Genomic DNA, 24,597 nt, shown 5'->3' on the forward strand with positions numbered 1-24,597 from the left:
TTTTTAGTGAAAATTATAGATACATTTGAATAATAGCAAAAACCTTCGTGTAATTTGAAATATAGATTATTTTTTGTTGTCGTATTCATTTGTTTAGTAAAAACACATTCGCAAGCCCATAAAAACCTGGGTAAAATAGATTCTATCCAAAACTTTTTGGCAACTGCTAAATTTACAGATTCGGTTTCAAAAGCAAACCAGCATTATAAAATAGGGGAACTTTACAGGCACTCGTTGCTAAGCGACAGTGCATATTTTTATTTTCAAAAAGCCGAAAAGGTTTTCAGGAAATTTAATTACAGGTACGAAACTGCTATTACCTTGTACGGCATTGCCGTTTGCCAAACCTACGATAAAGATTATACGGGCAGCGAAGTTACTTCTATAGAAGCACTAAGTATATTAAAACAGCTAAATGCCAATAACGATGTAAAAAAGTACAAAGCTTTTGTACTGAACAATTTAGGAATTGTTTTTGATGAGCTGGAAGAATTTGATCAGGCAATCGAGTATTTAGAGCAATCTCTTGATATTAAAAGAAAACTTAAAGGCGATTTTCAAAGGAGCATAGGCTTAACTTTAAACAACATGCTTAAAGTTTATAGGCGATCTGGACAGTATGATTTGGCCATAGAAAAATACAACGAGATCTTTTCCAACAAAGAATTAATTAACAACCATCCAGACGTTCATGTATTGGCCTTGGGCAATTATGCAAATACCTTGTACTTGTCGAATAAAACCCAGCAATTGCCTGGGTTGTACCTCAAGGCATTAAGAATTTGCGATAGTATTAACAATAGCTACAACTCTATAATTATACTTCAGCACTTGGGCGAATTTTATAACCGTACAGGAAAAAAAGATTCTGCAAGGTATTATGCCTACAAAGCCAAAGAGATTTCAGAGCAGTACAATAACGACGATTTACTGAAATCGCTTCTGTTGCTATCTAAAATAGAACAGGGTACCATTGCTGCAAAGCACTTGCAAAGTTACATAAAGCTTAGCGATAGCCTGCAAAAAAGCGAAAGGGCAAAAAGAGACAAGTTTGCAAGAATACGTTTCGAAACCAACCAAATAGAACAGGAAAATATAAGAATTGCAAGAGAGCGCCTCTGGCTCTTGATTATTTCAATAACATTAATTATTACCTCTTTTTTAATATATATTGTCGTTAACCAAAGAAACAAAAACAAAGAATTAAAATTTATACAGCAACAGCAAGAAACCAACGAAGAGATTTACAACCTTATGCTTTCGCAACAAAATAATATTGAAGAAGCCAGAACATTGGAAAAAAAGCGCATTTCTCAAGAATTGCACGATGGTTTACTGGGCCGCTTGTTTGGTACCCGATTAAGTTTAGATAGCCTAAACATGAATACTACCAATGAGGCCATAAAAACAAGAAGCCAATACATAAGCGAACTAAAAACCATTGAAGACGATATAAGAAAAGTATCGCACGAACTAAACACAGAGTTTGTCTCGGGCTCTGGGTTTATAGATATTATTAAAACGCTACTGGAAACCCAAACCAAAGCTTATGGCTTTAATTACAAACTTAAATACCACGATGATATTAATTGGGAAGACGTATCAAACAAAACCAAAATACATATCTACAGAATTATACAAGAAGCCTTGCAAAACATTTACAAACATGCCAATGCAACACTTGTAAAAATTAGTTTCAATGTAAAAAAAAATGTATTTTGCCTAACCATTAGCGATGATGGTTCCGGATTCGATATCAATAAAGCAAAACGAGGTATTGGCTTAAAAAACATTAACTCTAGGGTTAACGAAATTAACGGCAATTTAATAATAAATTCGCAAACCAACCAGGGCACTACCATAACCATAAAGACAAAATTAGAATAATTTTTAAAGGAAATGACCGAGCATATTAAAATATTGATGATTGACGATCACCCTATGATTATTGAAGGCTATCAAAACACCTTGCAATTTACCAAAAAAGAGCATCAAGAGTTAGCAATCGATATTGCAAACAATTGCGACGAAGCCCTAGACTTTATAAACAAAGCGCTCGAAAAAAACATGCCTTACAATGTTTTGTTTGTAGATATAAGCTTGCCAGCTTCAGCTGATGGTGCCATGCAATCTGGCGAAGATATAGCAGAATACGCACGCCATACCTTGCCCGGTGCCAAAATTATTATATTAACCATGTTCAACGAATCCTTCCGTATCCATAACATTATAAAAACCATAGACCCTGAGGGGTTTTTAATAAAAAGCGATTTAACCTCTAGCGAGCTGGCAAGTGCATTTCAGGCAGTGCTTAGCAATCCGCCCTTTTACAGCGGTACCGTAAATAGTTACATTAGAAAAACACTTACCAGCAACAAAGTAATAGACGATAAAAACAGAAAGATACTCCATTTGCTTTCGCAGGGTGTTAAAACCAAAAACCTTGCAGCCCATTTAGATATTTCATTAAGTGCCGTTGAAAAAAGAAAAAAACAGCTCCGCGAATTGTTTATGGTTGAAGATGGGCAAGACGAGACTTTAATAATAAATGCCCGAAAAGAGGGTTTTGTGTAGTATAATATTTTCTTTTTAGTAATCTTTTACTGTTTACTTAAATTTTATTCAATTTTTTTTTAAGCTGTAAAGCATCGCTATACTTTAATTCTACCATTTACCCGTAAAGTCATTACGGGTTTTCCGCAGTTTAAAGCCATATCTTATGCCTATCTTTGGTTTATCAACACTTCAAAATTAATTAATCCCTCAATTTTTTTGTTGATAATAGCAATTTACATTAACCCTGTGGAGGTGAGAGAACCACAGGGTTCTTCTATTTAATAAGTTGGTTTTTTTTAAAACGAAAAAAGAGCACTTTTATAATCCCATAAAATGCCAATAAACAATCCTAAATAAATTATTGCCACTATAAACTTTATAAAAGTTGAAGTTAAAAACCCGATAAACGAACCCAAGGCTGCTTTAAAAGCTGTTTTAGAGTCGGCATTATTTAATAGTTCACCTATAAGCGCACCAACAAAAGGGCCAATAATTATTCCACCCGGTATAGGGGCAATTAACCCAACAATCAATCCTAAAGTAGTACCAATCATTCCAGATCGTGTCCCTCCAAAGCGTTTTGTGCCAATGGCTGGTATTATATAATCCAATACCCAAATTAATACGGCAATTACCAAAGTTATAAGCAAGAACCACTTATCCATGGGTACAGCATCTGTAAAATGCAGAATTAAAAGCCCAATCCAACTAGTAAGTGGTCCGGGTAAAACAGGTAAAAAACTACCAATAATGCCTAAAAGCATAATGAGAGCAGCAATGATGATTAAAATAATATCCATATATATGTTTAAGTTATACTATAGATAAGACTAAAAATCATGCCAAATGTTACAATTTTTAACTATAAAATTAGTTCGAACTAATTTTTTAGTTATATTTGTTTAACTAAGAGTTTAGTTTAATAATGAAATTAGATAAAAATGAAGCAACTTACAAAAGCAGAAGAAGATATTATGCAAATACTATGGCAGCTTAAAAAAGCCAATGTAAAAGCAATAGTAGAAGAGTTTCCTGAGCCAAAACCAGCATACAACACCGTATCAACAATTGTTAGGATTTTAGAGAGCAAAGGCTTTGTAGATTACGAAAAACAGGGTAAAGGGCATTTGTATTTTCCGTTGGTTTCTCAGCACGATTACAGCAACCAATCCATTAACAAGTTGGTCGATAATTATTTTCAAGGCTCGTTTAAAAGTATGGTGTCTTTCTTTGTAAAGAAAAACGATATTAGTTTAAACGAGCTGGAATCGGTTTTAAAAGAAATCAATAAAAACGATAAAAAATGATACATTATATATTACAAACTATAGCGTTTCAACTCCTCTTTTTATTGACTTACGATGTGTTTTTAAAACGCGATACCTTTTTTAAATGGAACAGATTGTACCTTTTAGCCACCGCTTTGCTGTCTTTAATATTACCGTTTATAAAGGTTGAAAGTTTTAAAAAAGTAGTGCCGCAAAATTATATTGTCTCGCTTCCCGAAGTGGTTTTGGGGCAACCCGCAGTAAATTTAAATAACACCATGGCTTTAAATGAGGTGGTTTTAGAGCAGCATTCCACGCCAGTTTGGGAGCTTGTATTTTACATGGGTTTAGGTATTGCGTTTTGTTTATTCTTGTTTAAAGTGTTTAAAATTTTAGCTTTAATACTAAAAAACCCAAAGCAATCTATCGGTAATATTGTGTTGGTAGAATTGTTAAATAGCAATTCCGCATTCTCGTTTTTCCATTATATCTTTTTAGGCGAAAAGCTTAAAGCTGAAGACAAGGAAGCCATTTTAAAACACGAGCTCATCCACACCCAGCAAAAACACACGTTAGATTTATTGTTTTTTGAAGTGTTACGCATCGTATTCTGGTTTAATCCGTTGGTGTATATGTACCAAAACAGAATGGCAACATTGCACGAGTTTATTGCCGATGCCCATGCCGTAAAACATCAAAGTAAAGAACAGTATTATCAAAACTTATTGGCTCAGGTTTTCGAGACCAAAAACATATCGTTCATCAATACCTTTTTCAAACAATCATTAATCAAAAAACGAATCGTTATGCTATCAAAAACAAAATCAAAACAAGTCCATTTATTTAAGTATGCACTTTTAATTCCTTTGGTTTTCGGGATGTTGGTTTATACTTCGGCAGAAGCTCAAGAGAAAACTAATCAAAACACAACCCCTGAAACTATTATTGTTAATCAAGATTTGAGCGATGAACAATTAAAAGAAAAATTAAGAAAAGAGCTTGAAAAGATGAAAGCTGATGGAGCTGATTTTATGGATATTTACAAAGCCTTTTTTATTAAAACGGATAATTATATAAAAACTAAGGAAAACTATTATAGGTTTAATGTTTACTTAGAATATATAATTGATAAATCAGAAACGATTGATAAATCCAAATTTATAAATCGTAAACATCGAAATTATACTGAGTATTTAGAATTCAAAAAAACAGATGAAGCAAAAGAGACATGGGAAAATGCTACTAGCGATGGTGTTTTAAAATTAGTTGTAAACGATTTAAAAAGCCTAACAGAAGCAGAAAAGAAACGATATGATAATAAAAAGAAGCTGTTATTTAAAGACGATTTTTTTACAAAGTTTATAATGACAGACGGTAGAAGCTATGAAATGATTACTAGTAAAAGCATTACCAATGCAAATGCAAAGAGTTTTAATAACGGAATAGAAGTCCCATTTGCTGTAATAGACCAAGTGCCAGTTTATCCTGGATGTGAAAATCTATCAAAAGAAGAGCAAAAAAAATGTATCTCAAATAAAATATCAAAGTTTGTTCAAAGAGAATTTAATACAGATTTAGCAAGTGATTTGGGTTTAAAAGGAAGACAGCGCATTAACGTTATTTTTAAAATTAATAAAGAAGGAATTATTAAAGGCATCCGTTCAAGAGCGCCGCATCCTGCTTTAGAAACCGAAGCCATTCGTGTTATTTCGTCTTTGCCAAAAATGAAACCGGGTATTCAACGTGGTAAAGCTGTAACTGTGCCGTATTCGTTACCTATAATTTTTGAAGTTGAAGACACGCAAATGTTAGATGAGACTACTGTTGTTGGTTATGCAGATGATACCATAGATGGAACTGCAAAGCCTTTTGCAATTGTTGATAAAGCACCAACTTTACCAGAATGCGAAGCTTTAGAAACTGAAAAAGAAAGAAGAAAATGTACAACGAATGGAGTTTCAAAGTTTGTAAATAGAAACTTTAATGCTGATTTAGCTAAAAGCCTAGGTTTAAAAGGAAGACAACGCATTAATATTGTTTTTAAAATCACAAAAAAGGGCAATATTGTAATTGAAATATCTAGAGCGCCACATCCAGATATAGAAGCTGAAGCCATACGAGTAATTAAATCAATTCCTAAATTAATTCCTGGTAAACATAAAGGCAAAAAGGTAGATGTGTCATATTCTTTACCAATAATTTTCCAAGTAGCCGATTAAATATGATTAGACTAATTTTTATATTTTTATTATTAGTATTTAAAACCGAAGCACAAACTTCGGTTTTAAACGTTGCCGATAGTTTGTTTGCCCACGGTAATTACAGTAAAGCCATCGCACAATATAAAGCATACAATAATCCACCCGAAGTTTATCATAAAATAGCAAAAGCATATATCGCGATTGGCAATTATGACGAGGCTTTAATTAACTACGAAAAAGGTGTAGAAACCAACCCGAAAAACACATTGTTAAAATATGATTATGGTAAGTTTTTATATCGAACTAAAAAGTTTAAAAAAGCATCAGAAGTATTTAACAAACTGGTTTACACAGATTATAAAAACCCAAATTTTCATTACGAGTTGGGTTTAGTTTTAGAGCAATTAAAAGATTCAACAGCTCAAAACAGGTTTTTTAGCGCGTTTAAGTTAGATAGTACACACCAAAAAGCCATTTATAAAATAGCTAAATTTCATCTTAAAAAAGGGCATAATAAATTAGTTGATAAATATATCGATATTGGCTTATCATCTTATAAAAACAACAAACAATTAATAAGCTTAAAAGCTCAAAATTATTATGTTAGGCATCAATATGAAAACGCCATTGTTTGGTTTGAAAAACTTCTTGAATTAGGTGAATCTTCAGCATTCATTCATGAAAAATTAAGTCTGAGTTATGCACAATTATATGAATTTGAAAAGGCTATCGAACAACGAAAGTTAGTGCTAAAAATTAATCCATTGGATGCAACCTCTATTTATGTAATTGGAACGTATTATGAGGAGCTAGCTGATTTTAAAAAAGCCGAAGAATATTTATGGAAAGCTTTGGCCTTATTAGATAAGCCATTAGATGCTGAATATATGAAGCTAGCCACGGTTTTAAACCGGCAAAAAAAATATAAAGAAAGTATTGAAGCCTTAAAAACAGCGATTAATGAAAATCCTTTAAACGAGATTGCTAGTTTTCATTTGGCTTTAACATTGAGCACATATTATGCTGATTATGATGCTAAGATTAAAGCTTTTGAAGATTTTAAGAAAAAATTCCCAAAAGGCAAGTTGATACCTTTTGTTAATAATCAAATATCAATACTAAAAGAAGAAAAGTTTCTTAATGTGCAAAAGAAAAAAGATTAAAATCTAAAAAAAATTGTACTTTTCGGTTTCAGTTTTAAACCATGAGGCAAACTTGCGTTTTATTGTTGTTTTTAGTGCTTGCGTCTTGCGAGTATTTCAATGTAAAAAAAACATCGCCCGAAGCCATTTTAAAAGAAGAATTGCAAACTTTTAATTGGAACGATGTTGATGAGTACCCAAGTTTTTCTATCTGCGATTCGTTAACGCTTAAAGCAGAAAAGAAAACCTGTTTTCAGCAGGTTTTAACGGCGCATATTTCTGGGTTTTTACAAGATGAAATCATAATCGTATCAAAAGATATTAGCGATACCATAGTTTTAAATTTTCAAGTTTCTGAAACCGGCTATTTAAAATTAATAGATGCCAAAATAGATTCGTTGACAATTGCTGAAATTCCGAGTATTGAAACTTTGCTTACCAAAAGTTTAGACTCGCTGCCCAATATCTTTCCAGCTACAAAACGCGGCCAGCAAGTTAAAACAGAGTTTAAGTTGCCCATAATTGTAAAAGTAAATTAGCACATAAGCCAAAGGTTTAATTTGGTTCCATATTCCTTTTTTACTGTGGTATTTATTCAATAAACCGTATCTGCTTCCAATCAAAATCAATACTGTCGTTTTGTTGTGGTGTTCCCGGTGTGCTTCGGCCTTCAACAATATATTTGGTGAGTAAATTTTTTAAAGCCTTTCCTTTTTCCGGGTGTATTGCTATTAAATTATGGGTTTCGCTTGGGTCGTTTTTTAAATTATAAAGCTGGTATTTTGGCAAAGTATCCAAAGCTGTTTTATTATCGGGCCTGGGAAAGCTCCAACCGCCAGAACCAGCGCACAAAATAAGTTTCCAGGCACCTTTTCTAATTGCAAAACTACCGTTAATGGAGTGGTGTACCGTGGCTTCCCTAAAGGGTTTGTTAAGTGTTTTTTGTTTAAATAAAGGCATTAAGCTATAACTGTCTTCGGCTTCGTTAGCTAAAAGTTTGTATCCGGAAATCTCTGCACAGGTTGCCATAAAATCGGTGCTGCAAATGGTTTCTTTTGATGTGATGCCTTGTGCTATCCTTTTCGGCCATTTAACTATAAAAGGCACACGGTGTCCGCCTTCAAAAATATCGGCTTTATGCCCACGGTACACATAACTCGGGTTATGGTTTTTTGCTTTTAAAACCTTGTAGTCTGCTTCTGGCGAGCATCCGTTATCGCTTGTAAAAATAACCATCGTATTATCTTCAATTCCTGCTTTTTTTAGGGTGTTGGTAAGTTGTCCCATATAGGCATCAATCAGCATCATAAAATCGGCATACGGATTTATATGGCTTTTGCCCAACCATTCTTTTGTTGGTAAAATGGGTGTGTGAGGCGATGGTAAAGCGAGGTACAAGAAAAACGGATTGTCGTCTTTGGCTTTTTCGGTAATGAACTCAAACGATTTTCTGAATAGATTGGGTGTAACATCATCATGTATAAAATCTTTTGATGTTGGCCCTTTTCGCCACCATGTATATTTGCCTGTGTTTTCGGTAATGGAATCTGGAACTAGGGTAGCGCGACCATTTTCAACATACACATACGGTGCCATATCCAAAGAGCCCGAATGCCCGTAGGCGTAGGTAAACCCTAAATCGTTAGGGCCGTTTGTTATGGGTTTTGTAAAATCTATATTATCAAAATCATTGGCGTCCCATCCGCTTCCCCCAAAGTTTTTTTCATCTTTTAAGGCCCAGTCCCAACCCAAATGCCATTTGCCAATAAAAGCGGTGTGGTAACCTTGTTTTTTTAACATAGAGGCCACGGTAGTTCTTGAATTTGGAATTAATGCTTTCGATTTTCCTGTTAGCACACTGCTTTTTAATGTGCTTCTCCAATTGTATCGCCCCGTTAAAATACTGTATCGTGTTGGTGTGCAAACTGCCGATGCCGTATGCGCATCGGTAAATGTTATGCCTTCGTTGGCCAATTGGTCTATGTGCGGGGTTTTAATTTGTCCGTTTTCATTATATGAAGAAATATCGCCGTAGCCTAAATCGTCTGCTAAAACATAAATAATATTTGGTTTTAGTTCTTCTTTTTTTTCAGATTCTAAACAACTTGAAATATTTAAGAGCATCAATAAAAGTATAAGCAATGCGTGGTTTTTCATGTTTTTATTCATTAAATACTTTACTTAAAAAAGTTTCGATACTCGCTTTGTTAGCACGTATCAATTCGTTTTTCGCACTGGCCATATCGCTTTTGTTTTTGTCTTGCGAGAGTTTAAATTTACCTTCCCAATGGGTAATATCAATCTCAAAACCTCTAATGTAATTTATTAAACCAAGCATCTTTGGGTTGTCTATTTCTAGTTTGTATTTATGGGTTGGAGCTTCCAAAAAATCGGTCAGATCTACCAAATCTTGTTTTACCTGCTCTTCATTGTTTACTGCATTTACCTTGCCTTTAAGGTGTACTTTTATGTAATTCCAGGTGGGTAATTGGGAACTGGAATAGATGCTTGGAGAAATATAGCATTGCGGTCCAGAAAAAATAACAGTTACAGCATTGTTGTTTTTAAGCAGTTCTGCCTGCGGATTGTACTTATCTATATGCCCAATAAGCTTTCCGTTTTTGTTGTAAATTAAAGGCAAATGTGTTATTAGAGGCTCGTTGTTTTTTACTGAAATTACAGTTGCTAAAGGATACGTTTTAATCACTTCAATCAAGTGATTAATATCGGATTCTTGATGATGTTTTGGTGGATAATTCAAGTTGTATTATAATTAAAATGGTTCTAAAATTGAGTGTGTGTGCAAAAACAATTGTTGATTTTTAAGTCACATTATTATCGATTAAACTCCAAATTGAGTTAAATGATGATCTAAATGTTTGTATTGCATTTTGCCCCATTGTTCAGTTGTGAAATCCCCAAAAAACGGATGCGTTGGCCAACTCGTTTTATCTTTTAATTTAGAAAACTCATTAATAGCTTGTACTAGTTTTTCTTTTTGAGTTGCAAATCCCTGTGCGTCAGTTACTCTAAATTCTCGAACGGTTCCTAAATTTTTCTGCCAAGGTTTATCGTTATACATAGCAGATTTAAAAAGTTTAAACAAGAGTTTTTTTGCAAAACCAATTTTGGTATTTAGCTGTAACGTGCCATTGGCAACTTCAAGAGGTTTTTGGCAATGTGTAAGCATTTGAGCCACATCCATTTTTCCCCAACTGGGTTGCGATGTTTCAGTTAAGTTTTTTATTCTGTTTAAAATAGTTTGTTGGTTTTCGGTTTTAAATAAAGACTTCATATTTCTGTATTTTAATTTAAAAAATCACTCAAGGTTCTACCTTGGGTATCCGTTAAAATTGTCATTCCCGTCAAAACGGGAATCTAAATAAAGTGTTTAACAAAAATACTTTATTTGCACTTGAAATTTACAATAATTATATTTATCAAATGTCTGAAAAACCATCATCATTCTCCATAAAAAATTGGGCGCAAGACGATCAACCTCGCGAGAAACTACTCTACAAAGGTAAAGCCTCTTTAAGCGATGCCGAATTAGTGGCCATTTTAATTGGATCGGGCAACAGAGAAGAAAGTGCCGTGGCCTTGTGCAAGCGTATTTTAGCAAGTGCAGATAACAATTTAAGCGCGTTGGGCAAACTATCGGTCGAGCAACTTATGGCCTTTAAGGGTATAGGCGAAGCCAAGGCCATAACCATTGCTGCAGCCATGGAATTGGGGCGAAGGCGAAGAGGCGAAGAGGCTTTGCAGAAAAACAAAATTACATCGAGCGCATCGGTTTTTGAGTTGATGCAACCTATTATCGGCGAATTGCAGCACGAGGAGTTTTGGATTATTTATTTAAACAACTCCAACAAAGTCATTCAAAAAAATCAATTGAGCAAAGGCGGCATTACGGGTACTTTGGTAGATGTGCGCTTGGTGCTTAAAAATGCCCTGCAAGTTGGGGCAACGGGTTTAATTTTGGTGCATAACCACCCGTCTGGGACTTTAAAACCCAGTGAGGCCGACAAACAAATTACCAATAAACTAAAAACCGCGGCACAAAGTTTAGATATAAAAGTGCTGGACCATTTAATTGTAACAGAAAAAGCATACTTTAGTTTTGCGGACGAAAACATACTTTAGCATGTAAAAAAGCAATACGCAAATCCCAAATTCCAAAAAAAGAAAACTCTTGGAATTTGTATTTTTAAAATTTTGGAATTTACATTTGTATAGCCTTTTTATAATTCAAGGCTGCCAACTAAAAACTGAATACTGCCAACTAAAAAGATGTTATTAGTTTATACCCATAACATATCGCCAAGATTAAAATACGCTTTTAAGCATATTTGCACCCGGGTATTGGGCATAGAGGTATCGTTTACCACAAAAATTGAAACTTTTATTGCGCACGATAGTTTAAAAATGTCTTATACAAGGCAACAATTGGGCAGTGAGTTTTTTGTAAAAAGCAACGATATTTTGTTTGAACAGGGCCTATCAGATCTGGATATACATGTACAAGATTGGGAAGAGACCAAAAGCTTTTTTTATAACGGCGAAAAAAGCGCCATACCGTTTGATATTTTTGCAGCTTCCTTTTACCTATTGTCTAGATACGAAGAGTATTTGCCACAAGTACGAGACCAATACGGACGTTTTTTAGCCACCGAGAGCTTAGCGTTTAAAAACGGTTTCTTGCATCAGCCTGTTGTAGATATTTGGTCCCTAAAATTTAAAAAGGCATTGCAAGGGCATTTCCCTGATTTTAATTTCCCTAAACGCACCTATAGCATAAAACCTGTAATCGATGTGCCAACTGCTTACAGCTATAAACTAAAGGGATTGATAAGAACTATTGGCGGTACTTTTAAAGATTTGCTCCATTTTAGACTTAAAAGACTATACCAGAGGTTTGTGGTGCTATTTGGTTTAAAACACGACCCTTTCGATACTTTTAAATACATAATAAACAAACAAAAGCAAAGTAAGTTTAAATTTGTGTTTTTCTTTTTAATAGGGACCTATTCTACCTACGACAAAAGTATAAACGCCAACAGAAAAAAGTTTATATCGCTTATAAAACAAGTCGCAGATTATTGTACCGTTGGCTTAAAAGCATCGTTTTTCGCTATCGATAACATTAAGGTTTTAAAGAAAGAAAAACTACAAATGGAAGCCATTATTAACACAACCCTAACTGCCTCAAGACACTCGTACTCCAAACTCAATTTACCAGAATCTTACAGAAACCTTATTGAATTAGAGATTGAAGAAGATTATACCATGGGGTATATAAACCATATAGGTTTTAGGGCAGGTTCCTGTACTCCGTTTCTGTTTTACGATCTGGACCACGAGGTGCAAACACCGCTAAAAGTACATGCCTACCACCTTATGGATTATGCGCTGTTAAAAAACCAATCTCAATTAGATAAAAAAAAGGCTTTAAACCAAGTTATAAATCAAGTAAAACAGGTAAACGGAGAATTTGTGCCCATTTTCCATAACTATACCTTTAGCGATGCAAATAGATGGAAAGGCTTTAAGGAATTGTTTAATATTATTTTAAATTCGGCAAATGAAAATTAAAGGCATCACAGATATTTTTTTTGATTTAGACCATACCCTTTGGGATTTCGATAAAAACTCTGCACTAACATTCGATAAGATTTTTAAAATGAACAATGTCCCTGTTGATTTGAACAATTTTTTACAACACTACGAACCCATAAACCTAAAGTACTGGAAACTTTACCGAGAAGAAAAGATTGATAAAAAATCGCTACGTTACGGTCGCTTAAACGAGGCGTTTACCGCCATAAATTTTACTGCTGGAGATGCACTAATTAATCAACTCTCAGAAGATTACATCACACATTTAAGTACCTTTAGCCATTTGTTTGAAAACACTTTCGAGATTTTAGACTATCTAAAATACAATTACTCCCTTCATATTATAACAAACGGGTTTGGCGAAGTGCAACAAGGAAAAATGAAAAACTCTAACATTACCCATTACTTTAAAACGGTAACAAACTCCGAATCGGTTGGTGTTAAAAAACCAAACCCAAAAATTTTCAACCATGCCCTAAAAGTTGCAAATACATCTGTAAATAAAGCTTTAATGATAGGCGATAATTTTGAGGCAGATATACTCGGAGCCATAAATATAGGTATGGATGCCATTCTTTTTGATGTAAAAAATCAATCTAAAAATAATGGCGTAAAACAAATAAACAACCTAATTCATTTAAAAAAGTATTTGTAAAGTGTATCTTTACAGTTGGGTTTTAACTATATAACTATTAAAAATGAAAACTAAATTATTTACAACTCTTTTAGCTTGTTTTATTTTTACAAGCGCATTCTCGCAATCAAATTTAAACGATTATAAATACGTAATAGTCCCCAAGAAGTTCGACTTTTTAAAACAAGAAAACCAATACCTTTTAAACTCGTTAACCAAGTTTTTGTTTGAAAAATACGGGTTTAGCACTTTGGTTGAAGGAGGAAGCTATCCAGACGATTTTAAGCAAAACCGATGTTTGGGATTAAAGTCGAATGTTTTAAAAGGCTCGGGCATGTTTAAGACAAAATTGACCGTAGAGCTAAAAGATTGTAACGACCAAGTAGTATATACCTCGCAATTAGGAGAAAGCAGGATAAAAGAGTATAGTAAATCTTATAACGAAGCTTTGCGAAACGCCTTTAAATCTTTTGAAAACGTAAATTATAGCTATCAACCCAGTAATAAAAACGCCATAACCGTTGCCAAAACAGATACGAAAACCAAAAACGAGGTGGTACAGGAAATCCAGAAATTAAAAGAAGAAATACAATCTTTAAAAAATAAAAAAGAAGAAGTTATAGATGTTGTAGAAACCAAAACAGAAGTAAAAGCACCGGTTAAAATATCTGAAAATAAAACAGAGCAAAAAACCGTTATTGAAGGAGTCTCTAACATATTGTACGCACAAGAAACCCCAAATGGCTTTCAGTTGGTTGATAGCTCTCCAAAGGTGGTTTATAGAATAAATAGAACCAACTTAAAGGATGTTTTTGTAGTAGAAGGAATAGATGCTATTATTTATAAAAAAGATAACACTTGGTTTTTAGACCATAACTATGGCGCAACTTTAACCCAGGAAGAATTGAATATTAAGTTTTAAAAGCCTCTATTTTTTTCCTGAATATGCGGTAACTCTTAAATTATTGTTGGTGCTGAGGTATAAAAAACAGTATTAATGTTGCTAAGCGTACTTGCAGTACCGTAAACCCATTGCAATTTAAAATTGCCATAAATTACTGCTGTTTTACCGCTTAATATTGCCAAATAAAAAAGCCTTCATTTTTTTTTGAAGGCTTTTAAAAATATGTTTTAAATGGAAATTAAAGCTTTGCAATCATCTTTTCCATTTTAGCTTTTTGCTCTTCGGCTAAAGCAGCATCAACTAAAATACGGCCACTGTGCTCGTCTGTAATAACTTTTTTGCGCGATGCAATTTCTACTTGAACCTGTGGCGGAATGGTAAAGAAAGAACCACCAGAGGCACCTCTTTCAATAGGTACTACGGCCAACCCGTTTTTAACGTTATTGCGAATTCTGGTATAAGCGGCAACTAATCGGGCTTCAATTTGCTTTTTGTAATCTTCAGATTTTTTAATTAGCAATTGCTCTTCTTTTTCGGTTTCGGCCAAAATAGCGTCTAGCTCACTTTTTTTATGTTTTAAGTGGTTTTCGCGCTCTTTAATGCGTGCTTTGGTTTCGGTAATAACTTCTTTTTTCTGCTCTATTTGAACCTTGAATTCTTTAATGTGCTTTTCTGCCAATTCAATTTCCAATTCTTGAAACTCGACTTCCTTGGTAAGCGAGTTGAATTCTCTGTTGTTTCTAACGTTTTTTTGTTGCTCGCTATACTTTTTTATTAAGGCTTTAGCTTCTTCAATAAGGTTTTTCTTAGAAGCGATGTCGTTATCGATTACCTCTAAGCTAGCCATAAGTTTTTCTAACCTAATGTTCAGTCCAGCAACTTCGTCTTCTAAATCGCGAACTTCTAACGGAAGTTCTCCGCGAACATTTCTTATTTCATCTATTCGAGAATCGATGAGCTGTAAATCGTATAAAGCTCTTAAACGCTCTTCTACAGTTACTTCTTTCTTTTTAGCCATACTTTAAAAATACTTAACAGGATTGGTATTTGTGTTTGATAAAACGACTGCAAAATTACTAATTTTTTTTGTAAGATAAGCTACTAAAAGGTTTTTTGTGAACTGTTCGCTTTCATAATGCCCAACATCTGCTAAAAGTATGCTGCTTTCTGCCATAAAAAAATCGTGGTATTTTAAATCGGCAGTTATAAATGCATCGGCTCCTGCGGCTTTGGCTGCCTGAATGGCGAAACTGCCAGAACCACCCAAAACCGCAACTTTTTTTATGGGTTTATTTGGTATTGCCGAATGCCTAATGCAGGCCGTGTTCATTTTGGTTTTTACGTGGTTTAAAAAACTTTGCGCGTCTATTGGTTCTTTAAATTCTCCAATCATGCCCATGCCAATATTTTGGTTTTTGTTTTCTAGGGTTGTTATTTCGTAAGCTACTTCTTCGTAACTATGCGTTTTAAAAAGCGCTTTAAGTATTTTAGGCTCTAAATGTTTTGCGTAGGTAATAGTAATTTTGGTTTCTGCTTCGGTGTGTAATACACCTTTTTCGCCAAGACTTGGGTTAGAGTTTTCGTTGCCTTTATAAGTGCCCAATCCATCGACATTAAAACTGCAATTGTTATAGTTGCCAATATTGCCTGCACCTGTTTTAAACAAAGCGGTCCGCAATTGTTCGGCCTCGTGTTTTGGCACGTAAGTGGTTAGTTTTTTTATGGTTTGGCTTTGTGGTATTAAAATGCGTTTGTTGTTTAATTCCAGCCGATTGCAAATCATATTGTTTACACCTTGTAAAGCGTTATCTAAAGCGGTATGTATGGCGTAAATGGCAATGTTGTTTTTTATGGCTTTTAAAACCACGCGCTCTACGTAATTGTTGCCCGTAAGTTTTTTTAAGCCCTTGAAAATTATGGGGTGAAAGCTTACTATAAGATTGCATTTCTTTTCAATAGCCTCATCTACAACAGTTTCAAGCGTGTCTAAAGTAACCAAAACACTGGTGATTTTTTCGTTTTTGTTGCCTACCAAAAGGCCCACGTTGTCAAAATCTTCGGCGTAAGCTATAGGAGCTAGTGTTTCTAGATGGTTTATGACGTCTTGAACTATCATTTTATTTTTGCTATGGATTATAAAACAAATATAAATATTATATTTTCGTAGCTGTGAAGCTAATTAGAAAAATATTGTTCCCCGTTGTCCCTTTTTATTATTTGGTAACTTGGTTGCGAAATATATGTTATGATTTGGGTGTTAAAAAATCTGCATCGTACCATTTTCCTGTGCTGTGCGTTGGTAACTTAAGTGTTGGCGGCACCGGAAAAACACCCATGATCGAGTATTTAATAAAGCTGCTGAAAGATGATTTTAAAGTGGCTACCTTAAGCCGCGGTTACAAACGAAAAACAAAAGGGTTTAAATTGGCTGATGGAAATGCAACTGCTGAAACTATTGGCGACGAGCCGTTCCAGTTTTACCATAAATTTGGAAACGATGTTTGGGTGGCTGTAGATTCCGATAGGAGAAACGGCATTAAAAACCTGAGGCATTTAAAAGATAAACCCGAAATTATTTTGCTCGACGATGCATTTCAGCACCGTAGAGTAAAAGCGGGTTTTAATATATTATTAACCACTTATGCCAACCCCTACTATTCAGATTTTGTGTTGCCAACCGGTAATTTGCGCGAGCCCAAAAGTGGTGCAAAACGCGCCCATGTTGTAGTGGTTACCAAGTGCCCAAAGCATTTAAAGGTTTCAGAAAAAAATAGCATTTTAAATAGAATAAAAGCTGAGAGTTATCAGCATGTTTTTTTTAGTTCGATTGTTTATTCAAATGAAGTTTTTTCAAAAGATGCTTCAAAAATACTTGAAACTTTAACTAACTTTACTTTGGTTACGGGCATTGCCAATGCAGAACCTTTAGTTGATTTCCTGAATTCTAAAAATTTAAAATTCCAGCATTTAAATTACAACGATCACTACCAGTTTTCGCCGCAGGATATTCTGTATTTAGAAAAGCAATCCTTAATTATTACAACCGAAAAAGATTATATGCGCCTTAGGCAACATGGGCAGTTAAATGGTAAGTTGTTTTATTTGCCAATAACAATAGTTTTGGATCGCGAGCACGATTTTAAAAAGCTAATCGAACAGGCTGTTAAGCATTAGTCGAAGCACCTTTTTTTGATGTTAAGGCGTAGTACAATTTTTTCTCGAACTCATCCTGTTTAAAGGGTTTTGGTATAATGTCTGTAAAGCCAGCCTCTTCAAACTCCTGCATTTTATCTTCAATGGTTACGGCGGTTAAGGCAAAAATGGTAAGTTCTTTATCAAAACTCCTTATTATTTTTGTGGCTTCAATACCGCTAATTCCGGGCATGTGTATATCCATTAAAATAATATCGTAGTCGTTGGTTTTAATTATATCTACGGCATCTTCACCGTTATCTACAATATCGCATTTAAGATTCATTTTAGTTAGAATCTTCTTTGTTATCATTTGGTTTATTTTGTTGTCTTCAACAATTAATACCTTAACGTTGTTTAGGTCTAGTTCGCTGGTGTCGCCTTCAAAATAAGTTGTTGGTTTTTCTTTTGCTTCCTCTATGGCAGTATATTCTACGGGGATTTCAAAGTAAAAGGTAGTGCCTTTGCCCAATTCGCTTTTAAGGTAAATGTCGCCTTTTAAAATGTCTATTAAACCTTTTACAATAGACAAGCCTAAACCGGTTCCGCCATATTTTCTGTTGATTTGTATTGAGCCTTGAGAGAAACTCTCGAACATCTTGTCTTGCTTTTCTTGGCTTATGCCAATGCCGTTGTCTTCAACCTCAAATCGCAGCGTGTAAATTTTGTCTTTTTGGTCTATTCTATAAACCCTTATCCAAATATCGCCATCTTTAGTGAATTTAATGGAGTTGCCAATAAGGTTAATGAGAATTTGGGAAATTTTTAATTGATCTGCGATATAGTTTTCAGGCAGATTGGTCTCGTAATCTAAATGGATTTTAGTGTTATTGTCTAGTGCTGAGTTGTTTAGCGCTAAAATAATGTTGCTTATTTTCTTTTTTAAGTTGAAGGCTTCGGGCTCTATATCAACTTTATTGGCTTCAATTTTGTTTATTTGAAGAATATCGTTAATAAAAGTGAGCAGGTAATCCCCAGAGAATTTAAGCGATTTTAAATGCTGTACCTGTTCTGGTTTTGGGTTTTCGTCTAGTAACATATTGCTTAAACCCGTTACGGCATAAAGCGGTGTACGTAACTCGTGAGTTACGGTAGAAAGGAAATTGGCTTTTGTTTTAGAAGCTAGTTCTGCTTTTTCTTTGGCTACTATTAATTCTGCATTTTTTTTATGCAGCATGTTGTTGGTTTTTAGCCTTATGTTGTTGTTTTTGTAAAGCGATAAGGTTAATAAAGATAGTATGGTAATTAATGCAACGCTTAAAATAGATATTAAAGTACCTAATTCGTTTTTGTTTTCGGCTTCTTCAAGTTTTTTGGCTTGTATTTTGTTTTCCTCATTTTTATCGGCCAATAAAAACTCTTTTTGTTTTTGTGGGGATAAGTTTGCGCGTTTAATAAGCCTAAGCGAATCAGATAACTTTAGGTGGGCTTTTAGGTAATCTCTTGAGGGTTTGTAGTTTCCAAGATTGTTGTTGATGTCGCTTAAAATTAAATAGCCTTCGTTTAAAATACTGGCATAGTTGTTGGTTTTTGCTATTTGTATGCTTTCGTTGGTGTATTCCAAGGCTTTTTCGTTGTCGCCCAAAACGCTGAAAATTTTGCCATGATTTGCTAAGCCGCTACTCTGTATCTTTAAATAGTTGTATTTTTTAGATAGTACAATGGCTTGCTCGTTTAGTACCCTGGCTTTTCTAAAGTTTTTAAGTTCCATATATGTTTTTGCCTCGGCTAGTAAAACCTTAGCTAAACTCTCGGTTAGGTTTTCTTCTTCAAATTTAGATTTTGCCGCGGTGTATTGGTCTAAGGCCTGGTAGTAGTCTTTTTTACTAAAATAGATGTCTCCAAATATTTTGTAAGAGTTGCCAATATTAACATTGTCGTTTATTAAGCGTTGAATGGCTATTGCTTTGTTAAGCGATTGTATGGCATTGTCTGTCTCTTCAATATTAAGTTGCAGTTCACCTTTAAGTGCGTAAATAATGCCTTCGTTTTTTTTGTTGTTTGCATTTACTGCAATATCCAGAGCCTCGTCTAGCTTTTTTTGAGCTTCATAATAGCTGTAATTATCTATATCGACCATTGCTTGTGTAATACGGTAATCGATATTGTTTTGAATGATTTCAGGGTCGTTTTCAATGTTTTTTTGAGAGTAAACGCTGAAGCTCAATAACATTAAAATAGCATATATGTAGTTTATGATTTTTGACATTTATTTTGTTGAATTCTCGACAAATATAATTATTTTGCCGATAAAAGTGTGTTTTTTTCCGATAAATTGCGTACTAGATCAATTATTCTCATAGCGTATCCTGTTTCGTTGTCGTACCAACCAATTATTTTTACCATGTTCCCTATAACCGAGGTCATTTGTGCATCGAAAATACAGGAGTGTGTGTTACCTACAATATCTATTGAAACTATGGGGTCTTCGGTGTATTCTATAATATTTTTATATTGATTTTTTGCAGCTTCTTTAAAGGCGTTGTTTATGGTTTTAATTGAAACTTTTTGTTTTACATTGAAGGTAATATCGGTTAAGGAGCCATTAATAACCGGAACCCTAATGCCGCATCCGCCAATGACATCGGACAGTTTAGGGAATATTTTTGTTAAAGCCTTTGCGGCTCCCGTTGTGGTTGGCACTATAGATTGGCTAGCTGCTCTTGCTCGACGTAAATCGCGGTGTGGCTGGTCGTGCAAACTTTGGTCTGTGGTGTAAGAGTGCACCGTTGTTATGTATGCTTGGTTAATACCACAAAGTTTATCGATAATGTCAATCATGGGTGCGGCATTGTTTGTGGTGCACGATGCGTTGGAGATTAGGGTTTCTGTACCATCAATACTAGTATCGTTTACACCGATTACAATGGTTTTTATGTCGTCTTCAATTGGCGGAACACTTAAAATTACGCGTTTTGCACCATTTTTTAAATGATGCTGTAAATCGATTTTAGTTTTAAATTTCCCTGAAGCTTCAATTACAAAATCGATATTATAAGGTAACCAATCTATATTTTTAGGATGGGTTTTATTTAAAAGCGGGATTTTTTTGTGATTTACAATAATATGATTTTCATCGAAAGAAACTGTGCCATCAAAAAGCCCGTGAACACTATCATATTTAAGTAAATGGCTTAGAGTTTTGGTGTCTGCCAAATCGTTAATGGCAACAACCTGTATGTTTTTATGGTCTTTAAGGAGTCTAAACAAACGTCTGCCAATTCTTCCAAACCCGTTAATGGCAACTTTGATCATAATTAAAGGATGTGTTTTTGTGCTCTATAAGACGATCGTACCAAAGCGCTGCTTTCTATTTGGCGAAACCCTAGTTCTAATCCTATATTTTCAAATTCTTTAAATTCATCGGGGTTTATAAAGCGTTTTACGGGCAAGTGTTTTTTGCTGGGTTGCAGGTATTGGCCAATGGTAACCACATCAACATCATTGGCTTTTAAGTCGTGCAGGGTTTCTATAACTTCTTCCCGGGTTTCGCCCAAACCAAGCATAATACCAGATTTTGTTCGGCGTTGCCCTTGTTGTTTTAAGTACTTTAAAACGCCCAAGCTTCTCTCGTATTTAGCTTGAATACGTACTTCGCGGGTTAAACGTCTTACGGTTTCAATATTATGCGAAACCACTTCTGGTGCTACATCAATAATTCTATCGATATGCTGCTCTATGCCTTGAAAATCTGGAATTAAAGTTTCTAAAGTTATTTCAGGGTTCATTCTGCGCACGGCTTTTACGGTTTCAGCCCACATAATGCTGCCCATGTCTTTTAAATCGTCTCTATCAACACTGGTTAAAACAGCGTGTTTTATTTTCATTAATTTAATAGAGCGAGCTACTTTTTCGGGTTCGTCCCAATCTACCGTTTCGGGGCGTCCTGTTTTTACGCCACAGAATCCGCAAGAGCGTGTACAGATGTTACCTAAAATCATAAAGGTAGCCGTACCTTCTCCCCAGCATTCACCCATATTTGGGCAGCTGCCCGAGGTACAAATGGTATTTAGTTTGTATTTATCTACCAAACCTCTTAAATCGGTATATTTTTTTCCTGTTGGCAATTTTACACGAAGCCATTTTGGTTTGGCTTGTCGTTCTGGAAGTATATTTGAAGTAGTATCTGTATTCATCTCTTATCAAATTTCAGCGTACAAAGATACGAAGTATTCTATTAAAAATATCTTATATAGTCGTTAAGAACCAAATGCTAAATCCTATTAAAAAGAAGATGCCTAACCAACTTAAAATATGCAGTTGTTTTGATGGTCTCCGGTCTTTTGGTGTGTGTTTACTGCAAATTAATATGTAGTTTGAAATGGCATAAAATGGTGCAGTAATAAACGATAGAATGGTGGCTATTTTAATTAGCAGCCCCATTTCTGAAGCCAAAAAGAAAAATATGGCTAACGTACCAATTGATAGTGTTACTATCCAGAACGTATAGTTTAATTTTGAGATTTTGTTACATAGTAATTGGGTAGATTTTGCCATAACCCGTGGCGAAGCATCCAAGGTGGTTAAGGTAGTGCTAAACATGGTTGTAAATGCAGCTACGCCAATAATAATATAGGCCCAATTGCCTAAGTTTACCGTGTACATATTAATGAGTTGCCCAGAAAAAACACTGGCAGAATTGCTAAATGTTTCGCCGCTATTATACATTACCAATGTGCCTAATAAAAGAAATGCAATGCCTAAAACAATGGTGCTTGCATACCCGACATTAAAATCGAATAAAGCCGATTTAGTATTGTAAACTTTAGTGTTTTTGTTTTTTTCAATAACCCAAAGCGATTGCCATACCGAAATATCTAAAGGCGCAGGCATCCAACCCATAAAGGCTATTAAAAAGGCTATTTCTAAAGGGGTTTCTGGTAGAATTTGTTTAAATGAAATACGTTCGGTATTATCTAATAAAGCCATACTAACGGCAATAATAGTGCTTATGGTTAATGTTACGATGATAACCTTCATTAACCTGTCCAGGAGTTTGTAACGCCCAATAATAAGCAGTAATAAACAAATTGCCAAAATAATAACGGTCCAGATTTCTGTGCTTGTAATTAGTTTGTTTCCAATTTTAAAAGTTTCAAAATCGCCAAAAAGGGTGGCTGCCAATCCGGCAGTTACAATAGTTACGGCAGCTTGTATGGTAAACATGGTGGCTATATTTAGCACATAGTAAATGCCTAAAATGCCTTTGCCTAATTTGTAGTAGCCTTCTAATAAGCTTTTGCCGGTAGCCGTGGTGTAGCGAGGGCCAAATTGAAAAAAAGGATATTTAAACAGATGTACCAAAAGCAAAGCCCAAATTAAGCCCAAACCAAAGTCGGCACCAGCACGTGTAGATTGTACCAAATGCGAAACGCCAATGGCTGCACCTGCAAATAGTAAGCCAGGGCCTAGGTTTTTAAGTTTGTTAATCATCACTTTCGTTAATAATATCAGCCAACAGTTTTTTTGCGCGCAACAGCTTCACTTTAACATTGTTAATGGGTTCTTTAAGTTCTGCCGAAATTTCCTTGTAGCTTAACTCTTGAAAATAACGCAGGTTAATAACTTTTTGGTAATGCGGTTTTAGTTTTTTTATGTCTCTCAGTAATTTAGCTAAATGTTGCTCGTTAATCAATTCGTCTTCGGGCGTGGGCGACTCGTCTAAAACCTGAAGGGCATCGCGTTGGTTTTTGGAGATAACCTGGGCGATGGAGTTTTTTTCCTTCCGTAGTAAATCAATATGGATATTTTTAGAAATGGTAATGAGCCAGGTTTTAAATTTGTAAGCTTCATTAAAGGTTTCTATTCTATCAAAAGCCTTCGAGAATGTTTGAATGGTAATGTCTTCGGCATCATTTTCATTCTGAGTGCGTTTTAATTGAAACCCGTAAACGCTATCCCAAAACAGATCCAACAAATAATTAAAGGCCTTTTGGTCGTTATTTTTTGCGCGTTTGATAGCTTCGTTTATTTCCAATGTTTAGGTTTTGAAATAAGATTATTTATAAAGATAGTTATTTGCGCTATAATTAGAAAGATTTCTAAGAAAGGCAAGAAAAATACCAGGTCTTTTTCTTTTAGTTTTTTTGCCGAAAACCCTAAAGCAAGATAGTAGGCTATAATGCGGATAGCAAATAAAGAAACTACCCATGCCCAATGGTATTGAAGCACCAATAATACTGTGGTTAAAAACCAGAACAGCAAGTTTAAAATATAAATTGATGCCAGTAAGGTTTTATGGTGCTGCTTGTAGTGTTTGGCCGTTGAAATGTGCCGCCTCTTTTGTTTAAACCATGTTTTTAAACTGGTTTCGGGGTTAGATTTTGTGAAGCTGTTTTTTGAAAAACAAATAGCGGTATTGGTTTTGTTTGCTGCTTCGTTAACAAACAAATCGTCGTCGCCCGATCGAATTTTCATGTGGCTCATAAAACCACGTGCATTGAAAAACTCGGTTTTGGTGTAGGCTAAATTTCTGCCAACGCCCATGTACGGGATGCCCATTTTTGCAAACGAAAAGTATTGTATGGCGGTAATTAAGGTTTCAAACCGAATGAGTTTGTTTAATAGCGAACTCTTAATTTTCGCATACGCACCGTAACCCAAAACGATGCTTTTGTTTTCGTTAAAATGCGAAGCCATCTCTGTTATCCATTGTTTAGAAACAGGTTTGCAATCGGCATCGGTAAATAATAAGTAATGGTTTGTGGCTGCTTTTATGCCCAGTGTTAAGGCATATTTTTTATTGCCCCAAAAGGCTTCGTTGTTTTTTACATCGACTATTTTTATGTTGTTGTGCTTTGATGCAAAGGCTTCCATAATGCTTAACGAATTGTCTTGGGAGGCATCGTTAATAAGTACAATCTCAAAATTAGAATACTCTTGGGCTATAAGCGAAGGCAAGAATGCCTTTAGGTTTTTAGCTTCGTTCTTGGCACAAATAATAACCGATACGGGTAGGTTTTTTGAAACTGTTTTGCTCTGTTTTAAAAAAGCAAATCGGCCTAGAAAGAATAAATAATAGTTAACCTGAAAAAAAACTACAACAATAAATGTGTAGAACAAATAATCAAGAACACCCATAAAA

Annotated in this window: 23 protein-coding genes; 11 read left to right on the forward strand and 12 right to left on the reverse strand. The window is 34.8% G+C overall.

Annotation, left to right across the window (positions count from 1 at the left end; all coding sequences use genetic code 11):
* Positions 1-54: 54 nt before the first annotated feature.
* Positions 55-1,887, forward strand: coding sequence for a tetratricopeptide repeat-containing sensor histidine kinase (locus ACFSQS_RS05920; RefSeq protein WP_388015593.1), 1,833 nt, complete (start codon positions 55-57; stop codon positions 1,885-1,887).
* A 12-nt stretch (positions 1,888-1,899) separates the two neighbouring features.
* Positions 1,900-2,574, forward strand: a complete 675-nt coding sequence (locus ACFSQS_RS05925; RefSeq protein ID WP_388015596.1) for a response regulator — start codon at positions 1,900-1,902, stop codon at positions 2,572-2,574.
* A 278-nt stretch (positions 2,575-2,852) separates the two neighbouring features.
* On the opposite strand, the gene ACFSQS_RS05930 is transcribed toward ACFSQS_RS05925, so the two are convergent.
* The gene (locus ACFSQS_RS05930) at positions 2,853-3,356 is read right to left on the reverse strand and encodes a DUF456 domain-containing protein (protein ID WP_388015599.1); all 504 of its coding nucleotides are present in this window, start codon (positions 3,354-3,356) and stop codon (positions 2,853-2,855) included.
* Positions 3,357-3,497: 141 nt separating this feature from the next.
* On the opposite strand from ACFSQS_RS05930, the gene ACFSQS_RS05935 reads away from it, so the two are divergent.
* Genes ACFSQS_RS05935 through ACFSQS_RS05950 form a run of 4 tightly spaced genes read left to right on the forward strand, consistent with a single transcriptional unit; the run spans position 3,498 to position 7,706 of the window.
* On the forward strand, positions 3,498-3,863 hold the full coding sequence (locus ACFSQS_RS05935; RefSeq protein ID WP_388015602.1) for a BlaI/MecI/CopY family transcriptional regulator: 366 nt from the start codon (positions 3,498-3,500) through the stop codon (positions 3,861-3,863).
* The gene (locus ACFSQS_RS05940; RefSeq protein ID WP_388015605.1) at positions 3,860-6,043 is read left to right on the forward strand and encodes an energy transducer TonB; all 2,184 of its coding nucleotides are present in this window, start codon (positions 3,860-3,862) and stop codon (positions 6,041-6,043) included. Before ACFSQS_RS05935 ends, ACFSQS_RS05940 begins: the two co-directional genes overlap by 4 nt.
* A 2-nt stretch (positions 6,044-6,045) precedes the next feature.
* Positions 6,046-7,188, forward strand: coding sequence for a tetratricopeptide repeat protein (locus ACFSQS_RS05945; RefSeq protein WP_388015608.1), 1,143 nt, complete (start codon positions 6,046-6,048; stop codon positions 7,186-7,188).
* 41 nt (positions 7,189-7,229) lie between these two features.
* Positions 7,230-7,706, forward strand: a complete 477-nt coding sequence (locus ACFSQS_RS05950; RefSeq protein WP_388015611.1) for a hypothetical protein — start codon at positions 7,230-7,232, stop codon at positions 7,704-7,706.
* Positions 7,707-7,758: 52 nt separating this feature from the next.
* Here ACFSQS_RS05950 and ACFSQS_RS05955 read toward each other — a convergent pair whose 3' ends face one another.
* The 3 genes from ACFSQS_RS05955 to ACFSQS_RS05965 form a co-directional block, all read right to left on the reverse strand.
* Positions 7,759-9,324: a sulfatase family protein gene (locus ACFSQS_RS05955; protein ID WP_388015614.1), complete on the reverse strand. Its 1,566-nt coding sequence runs from the start codon at positions 9,322-9,324 to the stop codon at positions 7,759-7,761.
* Positions 9,325-9,328: 4 nt separating this feature from the next.
* Positions 9,329-9,928 (reverse strand): FMN-binding negative transcriptional regulator, encoded by a 600-nt coding sequence (locus ACFSQS_RS05960; RefSeq protein ID WP_388015617.1) that lies wholly within the window; start codon positions 9,926-9,928, stop codon positions 9,329-9,331.
* Between the two features lie 81 nt (positions 9,929-10,009).
* Positions 10,010-10,462, reverse strand: a complete 453-nt coding sequence (locus ACFSQS_RS05965; RefSeq protein WP_388015620.1) for a DUF1569 domain-containing protein — start codon at positions 10,460-10,462, stop codon at positions 10,010-10,012.
* 149 nt (positions 10,463-10,611) lie between these two features.
* On the opposite strand from ACFSQS_RS05965, the gene radC reads away from it, so the two are divergent.
* The 4 genes from radC (at position 10,612) to ACFSQS_RS05985 (ending at position 14,339) form a co-directional block, all read left to right on the forward strand.
* Complete coding sequence (radC, locus tag ACFSQS_RS05970) at positions 10,612-11,310, forward strand: RadC family protein (protein WP_388015623.1); 699 nt, start codon at positions 10,612-10,614, stop codon at positions 11,308-11,310.
* Positions 11,311-11,457: 147 nt separating this feature from the next.
* Positions 11,458-12,759: a polysaccharide deacetylase family protein gene (locus tag ACFSQS_RS05975; protein ID WP_388015626.1), complete on the forward strand. Its 1,302-nt coding sequence runs from the start codon at positions 11,458-11,460 to the stop codon at positions 12,757-12,759.
* Positions 12,749-13,438 carry a YjjG family noncanonical pyrimidine nucleotidase gene (locus ACFSQS_RS05980; RefSeq protein WP_388015629.1) on the forward strand — a complete coding sequence of 230 codons (690 nt, stop codon included), beginning with the start codon at positions 12,749-12,751 and terminating at the stop codon, positions 13,436-13,438. The genes ACFSQS_RS05975 and ACFSQS_RS05980 overlap by 11 nt, the downstream gene beginning before the upstream one ends.
* Positions 13,439-13,481: 43 nt before the next feature.
* On the forward strand, positions 13,482-14,339 hold the full coding sequence (locus ACFSQS_RS05985; protein WP_388015632.1) for a hypothetical protein: 858 nt from the start codon (positions 13,482-13,484) through the stop codon (positions 14,337-14,339).
* Positions 14,340-14,559: 220 nt separating this feature from the next.
* Here the strand turns inward: ACFSQS_RS05985 and ACFSQS_RS05990 are convergent, their stop codons facing one another.
* Together ACFSQS_RS05990 and ACFSQS_RS05995 are read right to left on the reverse strand one after the other, a co-directional pair.
* Positions 14,560-15,339, reverse strand: coding sequence for a zinc ribbon domain-containing protein (locus tag ACFSQS_RS05990; RefSeq protein ID WP_388015635.1), 780 nt, complete (start codon positions 15,337-15,339; stop codon positions 14,560-14,562).
* 3 nt (positions 15,340-15,342) lie between these two features.
* A complete protein-coding gene (locus ACFSQS_RS05995) occupies positions 15,343-16,437 on the reverse strand; it encodes a Nif3-like dinuclear metal center hexameric protein (RefSeq protein WP_388015638.1) in 1,095 nt (364 codons plus the stop codon).
* A gap of 53 nt (positions 16,438-16,490) precedes the next feature.
* On the opposite strand from ACFSQS_RS05995, the gene lpxK reads away from it, so the two are divergent.
* Positions 16,491-17,495 (forward strand): tetraacyldisaccharide 4'-kinase, encoded by a 1,005-nt coding sequence (gene lpxK / locus ACFSQS_RS06000; protein ID WP_388015641.1) that lies wholly within the window; start codon positions 16,491-16,493, stop codon positions 17,493-17,495.
* Here lpxK and ACFSQS_RS06005 read toward each other — a convergent pair.
* The 6 genes from ACFSQS_RS06005 to ACFSQS_RS06030 are packed head-to-tail and all read right to left on the reverse strand — an operon-like array spanning position 17,485 to position 24,593.
* A complete protein-coding gene (locus ACFSQS_RS06005; RefSeq protein ID WP_388015644.1) occupies positions 17,485-19,722 on the reverse strand; it encodes an ATP-binding protein in 2,238 nt (745 codons plus the stop codon). The two genes, lpxK and ACFSQS_RS06005, sit on opposite strands and share 11 nt — an antisense overlap.
* A 29-nt stretch (positions 19,723-19,751) precedes the next feature.
* Positions 19,752-20,768, reverse strand: a complete 1,017-nt coding sequence (gene gap / locus ACFSQS_RS06010) for a type I glyceraldehyde-3-phosphate dehydrogenase (protein WP_388015647.1) — start codon at positions 20,766-20,768, stop codon at positions 19,752-19,754.
* A gap of 2 nt (positions 20,769-20,770) precedes the next feature.
* Positions 20,771-21,649, reverse strand: a complete 879-nt coding sequence (gene lipA / locus ACFSQS_RS06015) for a lipoyl synthase (RefSeq protein ID WP_388015650.1) — start codon at positions 21,647-21,649, stop codon at positions 20,771-20,773.
* A gap of 52 nt (positions 21,650-21,701) precedes the next feature.
* Complete coding sequence (locus ACFSQS_RS06020) at positions 21,702-22,946, reverse strand: NRAMP family divalent metal transporter (protein WP_388015653.1); 1,245 nt, start codon at positions 22,944-22,946, stop codon at positions 21,702-21,704.
* Complete coding sequence (locus ACFSQS_RS06025) at positions 22,939-23,490, reverse strand: RNA polymerase sigma factor (protein ID WP_388015656.1); 552 nt, start codon at positions 23,488-23,490, stop codon at positions 22,939-22,941. Before ACFSQS_RS06025 ends, ACFSQS_RS06020 begins: the two co-directional genes overlap by 8 nt.
* Complete coding sequence (locus ACFSQS_RS06030; RefSeq protein ID WP_388015659.1) at positions 23,481-24,593, reverse strand: glycosyltransferase; 1,113 nt, start codon at positions 24,591-24,593, stop codon at positions 23,481-23,483. The genes ACFSQS_RS06025 and ACFSQS_RS06030 overlap by 10 nt, the downstream gene beginning before the upstream one ends.
* Between the last annotated feature and the right edge of the window lie 4 nt (positions 24,594-24,597).

Origin of the sequence: Gelatiniphilus marinus, assembly GCF_042684345.1 — a bacterium.
GTDB lineage: Bacteria > Bacteroidota > Bacteroidia > Flavobacteriales > Flavobacteriaceae > Gelatiniphilus > Gelatiniphilus marinus.

Coding starts and splice junctions, on each gene's coding strand:
- ACFSQS_RS05980 (WP_388015629.1), top strand. CDS start 12,749: ATGAAAATTAAAGGCATCACAGATATTTTTTTTGATTTAGACCATACC.
- ACFSQS_RS05955 (WP_388015614.1), bottom strand. CDS start 9,324: ATGAAAAACCACGCATTGCTTATACTTTTATTGATGCTCTTAAATATT.
- ACFSQS_RS05985 (WP_388015632.1), top strand. CDS start 13,482: ATGAAAACTAAATTATTTACAACTCTTTTAGCTTGTTTTATTTTTACA.
- ACFSQS_RS05965 (WP_388015620.1), bottom strand. CDS start 10,462: ATGAAGTCTTTATTTAAAACCGAAAACCAACAAACTATTTTAAACAGA.
- ACFSQS_RS06030 (WP_388015659.1), bottom strand. CDS start 24,593: ATGGGTGTTCTTGATTATTTGTTCTACACATTTATTGTTGTAGTTTTT.
- ACFSQS_RS05930 (WP_388015599.1), bottom strand. CDS start 3,356: ATGGATATTATTTTAATCATCATTGCTGCTCTCATTATGCTTTTAGGC.
- ACFSQS_RS05995 (WP_388015638.1), bottom strand. CDS start 16,437: ATGATAGTTCAAGACGTCATAAACCATCTAGAAACACTAGCTCCTATA.
- ACFSQS_RS05940 (WP_388015605.1), top strand. CDS start 3,860: ATGATACATTATATATTACAAACTATAGCGTTTCAACTCCTCTTTTTA.
- ACFSQS_RS06005 (WP_388015644.1), bottom strand. CDS start 19,722: ATGTCAAAAATCATAAACTACATATATGCTATTTTAATGTTATTGAGC.
- ACFSQS_RS06020 (WP_388015653.1), bottom strand. CDS start 22,946: ATGATTAACAAACTTAAAAACCTAGGCCCTGGCTTACTATTTGCAGGT.
- ACFSQS_RS05950 (WP_388015611.1), top strand. CDS start 7,230: ATGAGGCAAACTTGCGTTTTATTGTTGTTTTTAGTGCTTGCGTCTTGC.
- ACFSQS_RS05925 (WP_388015596.1), top strand. CDS start 1,900: ATGACCGAGCATATTAAAATATTGATGATTGACGATCACCCTATGATT.
- ACFSQS_RS05975 (WP_388015626.1), top strand. CDS start 11,458: ATGTTATTAGTTTATACCCATAACATATCGCCAAGATTAAAATACGCT.
- ACFSQS_RS05945 (WP_388015608.1), top strand. CDS start 6,046: ATGATTAGACTAATTTTTATATTTTTATTATTAGTATTTAAAACCGAA.
- ACFSQS_RS05990 (WP_388015635.1), bottom strand. CDS start 15,339: ATGGCTAAAAAGAAAGAAGTAACTGTAGAAGAGCGTTTAAGAGCTTTA.
- radC (WP_388015623.1), top strand. CDS start 10,612: ATGTCTGAAAAACCATCATCATTCTCCATAAAAAATTGGGCGCAAGAC.
- gap (WP_388015647.1), bottom strand. CDS start 20,768: ATGATCAAAGTTGCCATTAACGGGTTTGGAAGAATTGGCAGACGTTTG.
- lipA (WP_388015650.1), bottom strand. CDS start 21,649: ATGAATACAGATACTACTTCAAATATACTTCCAGAACGACAAGCCAAA.
- ACFSQS_RS05935 (WP_388015602.1), top strand. CDS start 3,498: ATGAAGCAACTTACAAAAGCAGAAGAAGATATTATGCAAATACTATGG.